Annotated in this window: 6 protein-coding genes and 1 pseudogene; 5 read left to right on the top strand and 2 right to left on the bottom strand. The window is 64.8% G+C overall.

Features of this window, described 5'->3' with window-relative positions; genetic code table 11:
* The 3 genes from EGJ34_RS18900 to EGJ34_RS18890 all read left to right on the top strand — a co-directional run.
* Positions 1 to 270: EF-hand domain-containing protein (locus tag EGJ34_RS18900; RefSeq protein ID WP_148100523.1), on the top strand; the 270-nt coding region annotated here is incomplete at its 5' end.
* A gap of 352 nt (positions 271 to 622) precedes the next feature.
* Positions 623 to 1372: an HAD family hydrolase gene (locus EGJ34_RS18895; RefSeq protein WP_125362000.1), complete on the top strand. Its 750-nt coding sequence runs from the start codon at positions 623 to 625 to the stop codon at positions 1370 to 1372.
* A 4-nt stretch (positions 1373 to 1376) separates the two neighbouring features.
* The gene (locus EGJ34_RS18890) at positions 1377 to 1931 is read left to right on the top strand and encodes a hypothetical protein (RefSeq protein ID WP_125361999.1); all 555 of its coding nucleotides are present in this window, start codon (positions 1377 to 1379) and stop codon (positions 1929 to 1931) included.
* Between the two features lie 203 nt (positions 1932 to 2134).
* Here EGJ34_RS18890 and EGJ34_RS18885 read toward each other — a convergent pair whose 3' ends face one another.
* A complete protein-coding gene (locus EGJ34_RS18885; protein ID WP_125361998.1) occupies positions 2135 to 2764 on the bottom strand; it encodes a hypothetical protein in 630 nt (209 codons plus the stop codon).
* Between the two features lie 1019 nt (positions 2765 to 3783).
* Here EGJ34_RS18885 and EGJ34_RS18880 point away from each other — a divergent pair.
* Positions 3784 to 5148 (top strand): VOC family protein, encoded by a 1365-nt coding sequence (locus tag EGJ34_RS18880; RefSeq protein WP_125361997.1) that lies wholly within the window; start codon positions 3784 to 3786, stop codon positions 5146 to 5148.
* A gap of 133 nt (positions 5149 to 5281) precedes the next feature.
* Here EGJ34_RS18880 and EGJ34_RS18875 read toward each other — a convergent pair whose 3' ends face one another.
* A complete protein-coding gene (locus EGJ34_RS18875) occupies positions 5282 to 6796 on the bottom strand; it encodes an acetyl-CoA hydrolase/transferase family protein (RefSeq protein ID WP_125361996.1) in 1515 nt (504 codons plus the stop codon).
* 462 nt (positions 6797 to 7258) lie between these two features.
* Here EGJ34_RS18875 and EGJ34_RS18870 point away from each other — a divergent pair.
* Positions 7259 to 8533, top strand: a pseudogene (locus EGJ34_RS18870) (glutamine-synthetase adenylyltransferase); the annotation flags it as partial.

The following is an 8533-nucleotide window of genomic DNA, read 5'->3' as shown; positions in this document are numbered from 1 at the left end:
GCCGCCGACCAGGCCGCCGACGCCGCCACCGGTGCTGCCGCACAGGCATCGGCGCAGGCCAGCGGTGGTGGTCAGACCTGGGCCAGCGTCGACACCGACGGCAACGGCACCATCAGCAAGTCCGAAGCCCAGGTGAACGCCGGCCTTGCCCAGGTCTTCGACCAGGCCGACACCAACAAGGATGGCGAGCTGACCCCCGATGAATACAAGGCCTACGTGGCCGCCCAGCAGACCGGTGCCGCCAACGGCGGCAACGCCCCGGGCAAGTAACCCGTAAGCGCGCGCACCCATATCACCGGGTGCGCGCGAACCGCCCGTTCACCCGCGACATCCGGGTACGCGCGAACCGTCCGTTCACCCATGACATCGGGACGCGCGACCGTAGAGCCGGGCTTGCCCGGCTGCTCCACCGAAAATGCCGGCCGCTGGCCGACACCCAAGGCAACACCGAGCGCAGAAGGGCCCAACACCGCTGGACAACGGTGAAAGGCAGTGAGGGGGGAAGGGCGGCTTCGGCCGTCCTTCCTTTTTTGGGTCGGTCGTTCAGCCGGGCAAGCCCGGCTCTACGAGGTCACATCCCAGCCAGTGTCCTATATCCCGGCATAGCCGTTATCCTTCCCCCATGATGACCTCACAACCCACGCCCACCGGCCCCATCGGCCTGGTCGGCTTCGACGGTGACGACACGCTCTGGAAGAGCGAGGACTACTACCGCAAGGCCGAGCAGGACTACCTGGACATCCTTTCCCGCTACGTCGACCTGCACGACACCGCCACCGCGCGCCATCTGCTGGAAGTGCAGCAGCGCAACCTGGCCGTGTTCGGTTACGGCGTAAAGGGCATGACCCTCTCGATGATCGAAGCGGCCATCGACATCAGCCAGCAGACCATCACCGCGCGTGACCTGCAGCAGATCATCGACATCGGCCACGACACCCTGCGTCATCCGGTCGAGCTGATCGACGGCGTCAGCGAATCGGTCGCCGCCATCGCCAACGACTACCCCATCGTGCTGATCACCAAGGGCGACCTGTTCCACCAGGAAGCCAAGATCAAGGTCGCCAACCTGCGCGACCTGTTCCCGCGCATCGAGATCGTGTCCGAGAAAGACCCGGAAACCTACGCACGCGTGCTGGAAGAATTCGACCTGCCGATCGAGCGGTTCGTCATGGTCGGCAATTCGCTGCGTTCGGACATCGAGCCGGTGGTCACCCTCGGTGGCTGGGGCATCCACACCCCGTACGCGGTCACCTGGGCGCATGAAACCCAGCACGGTGTTGCCGCCGACGAACCGCGCATGGTCGAAGCCCCCACCGCCTTCGACTGGCCGCAGGCCCTGCGCGCCATTGAAGCCAAGGCCGCACAGGGTTGAGCCGGTGAAGCGCCTGTGCCTGCTGCTGGTGCTGTGCCTGGGGTGGCCACTGGCCGCCCAGGCCCAGCAGACCGCCGAGAAGTCCGACACCTACCAGGTGCACACCGGCGACGAGTGGGTGGACGCCCAGCTGCAGGACATCAACCATTACGCCGAGCGCTTTCCCGACAGTTTCCTCGACGAGGTAGAGCGCTACGCCGGCGTCTCGCGCGGTTACATCGCCGCGCTGATGTACACCCACGGCTGGCATGCCGGCGACATCTACTTCGCCTGTTTCTGGGGCAAGGTCACCGAGCATTCCTGCCGCGACAGCGTGCGCGCCTTCAGCCGGCACGTACCGGAAGAGGGCGGGTTCGTGCAGTGGTCCGATGTGGTGAATGACGACCTCGGCACCGAACCCACCAACCTGCACTGGCGCGCGCTGCGCCACGCCATCGTGGCCAGCCATGATCACTGGGACCGCCCGGTGGAGCTGGATGCCACCTTGAAGCGGCAGTTGGGCGATCGCGAGCAGCGCGACAAGCGCGCGCGGGCCGCGGCGGCGGCAGCCGAACGGTGATTCCCCTGTGACGGGCATGGCCCGTCACTACATGGATGGTCGGGCATACGCCTGGATTCTGCCCGCAATCGAGATCCGGTAGTGCCGGCCGCTGGCCGGCAACCTCATGACCATCGAAGCATCCCCGCGTTGCCCTTCCGAAGACCCGCAGAACTCGCCTCGATCTTCGCTCCCGCCGATAGCGGGAGCGAAGTGGCTAAGCGTCAGTATGCGACACAGTTGACCTGACCACCTGCGCTGGTACAGGCGAAGCGGCTCTTCCCGGTTGAGCCACTGATATGCACTCCGTTCGAGTGGGCCCACCACAAGAAATTCTGGAGATCGGTAGCCGGTGGTCCCGCGAAGTTGTACTCCCGGTACCCGCCGCCAGCAAAATCCTGCAACCCCTCAGGAATATTGTTGTTGTGGCCATCGCGGCCACTGTTTGGAATCCGCTCCCACAACTTGCTGTCGTAGTTGTAGGTAATCAACATCGAAGACTGATCGGGGAATTCCAGCCTGACAACAACCTGGGATGACTTTGCATTGAGCCATGCTGCTGGATTGAAGACCCTGACCACGCTCTGCCCACCTGCGATAAAGGAAGGAAGCTTCCATCGCATCCATTCGTGGACGTTGTTCATCTTCGATGGGCTTGCGATGGCCTCGTAGGCGTTCTCGGGGATGTCGGCCTGCCGCAAGGCAAGCTTGCTCTCGTTGCCCTGCTCCAAGACATCGATACCCTTGAGCCCTTGAGCGATCACATGTGACGGAACCCGAAACTCCAAGGATCCACCGTTGTGGTGATACAGCCAACTGAGTTCACTGTAGTACGCCGCGAGTTCGGCGTTCACGCCGATTTCGTGTACCTGTCGGTCTGGAGTGACAACGTACGAATGGATCTCCCGAGTGGAAAGGCTGAATACAGAAACTCCGCCAATGTCGATCTCAGCTAGTGCGGCCTCCACCCTTTGGTGTTGGCTGCAGCGTTCACATTGAACACTTGCGATAGCTTGTGCGGCGGAATCCTCAGTTGTGATCGCCACTAGAAGGAGCGCTGTTACGAAAATTCTCAACATGGATCAAGAACCTCATCGTCCAAATATGCTGAACACCAGCAACCTCGCTACGGCCAGTATTGCGACCGACGACGAGATTGCCCTCAGAAGAGCTGAAGACGTCTTCAGGCATGACGAGACGAGAGAAAAGACTGTCGAGACCGCTAGGGCGATCCACAGTAGTGGTCCCAGCGTGGATAGCGTGCCGGCAAGACAATAGAACGCCGAAATGCTTAGCAGTAGGATCAAAGTCCCGTTTCGCTGAAGGTACATTTCCTCATCCAGAGCGAGCGTTGGTTGCTCGGTGCCAAATTTGGCCAGGTGGAGCTGTAAGTCAATCGTCTTTCGCGATTACCCAACAATTCCGAGCGGACGCATATATTCAGTAATGGGCACGTTGCGACATCAATTGATGGATTGTGCACTCTGGCATGCGGTTTGCGTCGAATACTGGACGCTATTGACGCGTTCGCGAGTTACGGATAAGCACGGCTTATGACGGCGGTTTGCCGCAGGTGCCTGGTTGATATCAGGGTGATGGCGACAGATTGCGCGAAACAGTCGGAGAATCGACGCGCCGCCGCGCGCTGCGGAGGCACCCCGGCATTGCCGGCTGCTGGCCGGCAACCGCGCCTAGCTCTGCCCCCCGATATCGTGGGCCGCTGGTCGGGAACCTCATGGACCTTCGGCAGCATTTGCCTGGTTGCCGGCCAGCGGCCGGCACCACCGGCCCCCATTGCTGCTTTGCACCTCGCCGGCCCCCACCCACCTGCGCGACAATGCGTGGATCCCCCGTGTCCGCTGCCGAGTACGCAATGAGCACCACTGCCTTCGTTTCGCCCGACGACATCCGCACCCTGTTCGCGCAGGCCATGTCCAGCATGTACCGCACCGAAGTGCCGCTGTACGGCACGCTGGTCGACCTGGTCGCTGAAATCAACGACGCCGTCCTCACCGACAACCCCGCCCTGGCCGAGCAGCTCGACCGCAACGACGAACGCGCGCGCCTCGCCCAGGAACGCCACGGCGCGATCCGCGTCGGCACCGCCGAAGAACTCGCCACCCTCGGCCGCCTGTTCGCGGTGATGGGCATGCACCCGGTGGGCTACTACGACCTGTCCGTCGCCGGCGTGCCGGTGCACTCCACCGCATTCCGCCCGCGCACCGCCGCCGCGCTCGCGCACAACCCGTTCCGCGTGTTCACCTCGCTGCTGCGGCTGGAGCTCATCGAAGACCCCGCCCTGCGCGAGCAGGCCGCGCAGATCCTCGCGCGCCGCCACATCTTCACCGACGAATGCCTGCACCTCATCGCCAAGGCCGAGCGTGACGGTGGCCTGGAAGAAACCGAAGCGCGCCGCTTCGTGCTGGCCGCGCTGGAAACCTTCCGCTGGCACAGCGACGCCACCGTGTCGCTGGACACCTACCACGCACTGAGCAAGGCTCACCGCCTCATCGCCGACGTGGTCAGCTTCCGCGGCCCGCACATCAACCACCTCACCCCGCGCACGCTGGACATCGACGCCGCCCAGGCCGGCATGCTCGCGCGCGGCATCGACGCCAAGGCCGTGGTCGAAGGCCCGCCGCCACGTCGCTGCCCGATTCTGCTGCGCCAGACCAGCTTCAAGGCGCTGGAGGAAGAGGTGAACTTCCCTGAAGACGGCCGCAGTGATGTCGGCACCCACACCGCGCGTTTCGGCGAGATTGAACAGCGCGGTCTGGCGCTGACCCCCAACGGGCGCGGGCTGTATGACCAGCTGTTGAATCAGGCGCGTGATGCCGACGGGGCAGGCAGCACCGGCGGTGACTACACCACGCGGTTGGCAAATGCGTTCGCTGCGTTCCCGGACGACCATGACACCCTGCGCCGTGAGGGGCTGGGGTATTACCGCTATGCGCTGACCGAAGCCGGGCGTGCGGACAAGGCCGCGGTGGGTGATCTGCCGGCCGAGGCGCTGATTGCCGCCGGTCTGGCGACGGCGGACCCGATTGTGTACGAGGATTTCCTGCCGGTGAGTGCGGCGGGGATTTTCCAGTCCAACCTGGGCGGGGAAGAGCAGCGCGCGTATGCCGCGCATGCCAACCGTGAGGCGTTTGAGCAGGCGCTCGGGTTGAAGGTGGAGGATGAGTTCGGGATTTACCAGCGCCTGCAGGACGAGTCGTTGGCCGCGTTGCGCGGTTGACGGTGTGCGTGGGTCACGACCAACGGTCGTGACCTACCGGTTGCCCGGGCCGCATCGGTAGGTGCCGACCGTTGGTCGGCACACGGGCCGCCGACACACACAAAAACGCCGGGAAATCCCCGGCGTTTCCGCATCACCCCTTCATCGTCCCGGTATCCAACCACCGCTGGTGCCACGACAGCGCCTCCGGCAACAGATGCGGCGTGTGCTTGCCATAACTCTCACGGCTGGCACGTTCGAAATAATCATTGATCTGGTCCCGGAACTCTGGGTGCACGCAGTTATCAATCACCACGCGCGCACGCTTGCGCGGGGTCAACCCACGCAGATCCGCCAACCCCTGCTCGGTCACGATCACCGACACATCGTGCTCGGTGTGATCCACATGGCTCACCATCGGCACGATCGCCGAGATGGTTCCGTTCTTCGCCGTCGAAGGACTCAGGAACGCCGACAGGAACCCGTTACGCGCGAAATCACCCGAACCGCCAATGCCGTTCATGATCCGCGTGCCCATCACGTGGGTGGAATTCACGTTGCCGTAGATGTCCGCCTCGATCATCCCGTTCATGCCGATGCAGCCCAGGCGGCGCACCAGTTCCGGATGGTTCGAGATCTCCTGCGTGCGCATGATGATGCGCTCGCGGTAGAAATCGATGTTCTCCTTGAACGTCTCATTCGCCTGCGGGCTCAGCGCAAAACCGGTGCACGAGGCATAGCTCAGCACGCCGTCGCGCAGCAGGTCCAGCATGCCGTCCTGGATCACTTCGGTGAACGCGCTGAGGTCGCGGAAGCCGCTCTTGCCCAGCCCCGCCAGCACCGCATTCGGAATGTTGCCCACGCCACTCTGCAGCGGCAGCAGGTTGGCCGGCAGGCGGCCGCGCGCCACCTCGTGCTTCAGGAACTCGATCAGGTGCCCGGCAATCTGCTCGCTGGTCGCATCAATCGGGCTGAACGGGCTGTTGCGGTCCGGGCCGTTGGTGCGCACCACCGCCACAATCTTGTCCGGGTCGCAGCGCAGCGCGGTATCGCCGATGCGGTCGTTCGCGTGCACCAGCGGAATCGGCTTGCGGTACGGCGGCAGCGCCGTGCCGTAGTAGATGTCGTGCATGCCGTCCACACCGGCAGGCTGCCACTCGTTGACCTCGACGATCACCTTCTTGGCCAGGTCCAGCCAGGTCTTGTTGTTGCCCACCGACGTGGAGGGTACCAGCGAGCCATCTTCGCGAATGGCCGAAACCTCCACCACCGCCGTGTCGATGTCGCCGTAGAAGCCGAACCACACATGCTGGGCCACGTGGCTGAGGTGGATGTCGATGTAATCCAGCTTGCCCTCGTTGATGCGGTTGCGCGCATCCGGGTCGCTCTGGAACGGCATGCGCATGGCGATGCCATCGGCCTTGGCCAGCGCGCCGTCCAGTTCCGGCGCGGTCGAAGCGCCGGTCATCAGGCTGATCTGGAAGGGCTGGTTCTGCGCGTGGAAGGCTTCAATGCGCTCGGCCAGCGCCACCGGCACCGCTTTCGGATAACCCGAACCGGTAAAGCCACTCATGGCGACGGTTTCACCTGGCTGAATCAGTGCAGCGGCAGCTTCAGCAGAAACCACCCGGTCGCGCAGACGCGCGTTGGCAATGCGATCAACAGACATGGCAACAGCAGCTGTGTAGGGGACCTTCATTATCGGCCATTGCCGACACCCCCTGACGTTCGACCAAGGTGCTAGACCGGATACACGAAATAATCGTCCGTATTCAGCTTCCAGAAAGCTTCTGTACCCACCAGTATTGTTTTGCAGTGCAGCGTGCAACTTGTTTCCGGAGCCTAGATGATCGCCCTGCATCCCGACGTGGGGGAGGGAGCAGAGCCCGCTGGCAGTTCGCTGCAAGCGGGCTTTTTTATGCCCGAAATTTGGGAATGGCGGCGTTGGCCGGCACCGTCGGCACCGCGCGGACACGCATGGCGTGTCCCTACACCGGGATCCCGTAGCGACGCGCCATGCGCGTCCCACGCACCGCGTCACCGCCCGAGACGCCTCACCGCCGCGATCCCCACCTGATACCCAATGCGCGTCAAACGCCATGCCCGCCACACCCGCGGTCATAATCGGCACATGCCAATCCCCGCCAACGCCGTCCCCGCCGCCCTCGTCCCTCTGGTAGACCGCGCCCTGGCGCGCCTGGCCCTCAGCCTGGCCGACACGCCCCACTGGCCCCCCACCGAACCCGTCCTCGACCAGCTCCGCGAACTCGCCCTAGCCAGCGACTTCGCCATCGACACGCTGTGCCGCCAGCCCGCACTTCTGTCGCAATTGACCCAAAACGACTGCCCGCCGATCCCGCTGCCGGAACTCGATCCCGAGCACCCCAGCGACTGGCCGGTCCGTCTGCGCCGCTACCGCACCGCCGCCTCCACCCGGCTGATCTGGCGCGACCTGAACGGGCTCGACGACGTCCCCGCCACCCTGCGCGGAGCCACCGCGCTGGCCGAGGACTGCCTCGGCCTTGCGCTCACCGCGCTGGAACAGGAATTCGCCAGCCGCCACGGCGTCGTCCGCGCCAGCACCGACGGCAGCGCCCAGCGACTGGTCGTGTTCGGCCTCGGCAAGCTTGGCGGCGGCGAGCTCAACTTCAGTTCCGATGTGGACCTCGTCTACGCCTACCCGCAGGGCGGCGAATCCGACGGCCCCCGCCCACTAGCTGCCGAGGAATACTTCGCGCGCCTCGGCCAGCGTCTCGCGCGCCTGCTCGACGACACCACCGTCGACGGCTTCAGCCACCGCGTCGACCTGCGCCTGCGTCCGTTCGGCAATGCCGGCCGCGTCGCGCTCTCGTTCGCCGGCATGGACAACTACTTCCAGCGCGAGGGCCGCGACTGGGAGCGCTACGCCTGGCTCAAGGCCCGCGCCGTCGCTGGCGACATCGCCGCCGGCGAAGCCTGGCTGCAGACCCTGCGCCCGTTCGTCTACCGCCGCTATCTCGACTTCACCGCCCTCGACGGCCTGCGCGAAATGAAGGCTGCCATCACCGCCGAAGTCGCGCGCAAGGACATGTTCGACGACATCAAGCGCGGCCCCGGCGGCATCCGCGAGATCGAGTTCCTCACCCAGGCCCTGCAGCTCATCCGCGGCGGGCGTGAGGCCACCCTGCGCGAGCGCCGCCTTCTGCACGCGCTGCCCGCGCTCGTCGCCTGCGGGCAGATGGACCCGCAGGACGGCGCGGACCTGCTGCACGCCTACGACTTCCTGCGCCGGCTGGAGAACCGCCTGCAGATGCTGCGCGACGCTCAGACCCACGCGCTGTCCAGCGACCCCACCGACCGCCTGCGCCTGGCCGCCACGCTGGGCTATGCCGACTGGGACGCCCTGGTCGCCGCGCTCGATGTGCAG

The organism is Stenotrophomonas sp. 278, from assembly GCF_003935715.1.
Lineage (GTDB): Bacteria > Pseudomonadota > Gammaproteobacteria > Xanthomonadales > Xanthomonadaceae > Stenotrophomonas > Stenotrophomonas maltophilia_AH.
This window is presented reverse-complemented; position numbering and strand designations above follow the sequence as displayed.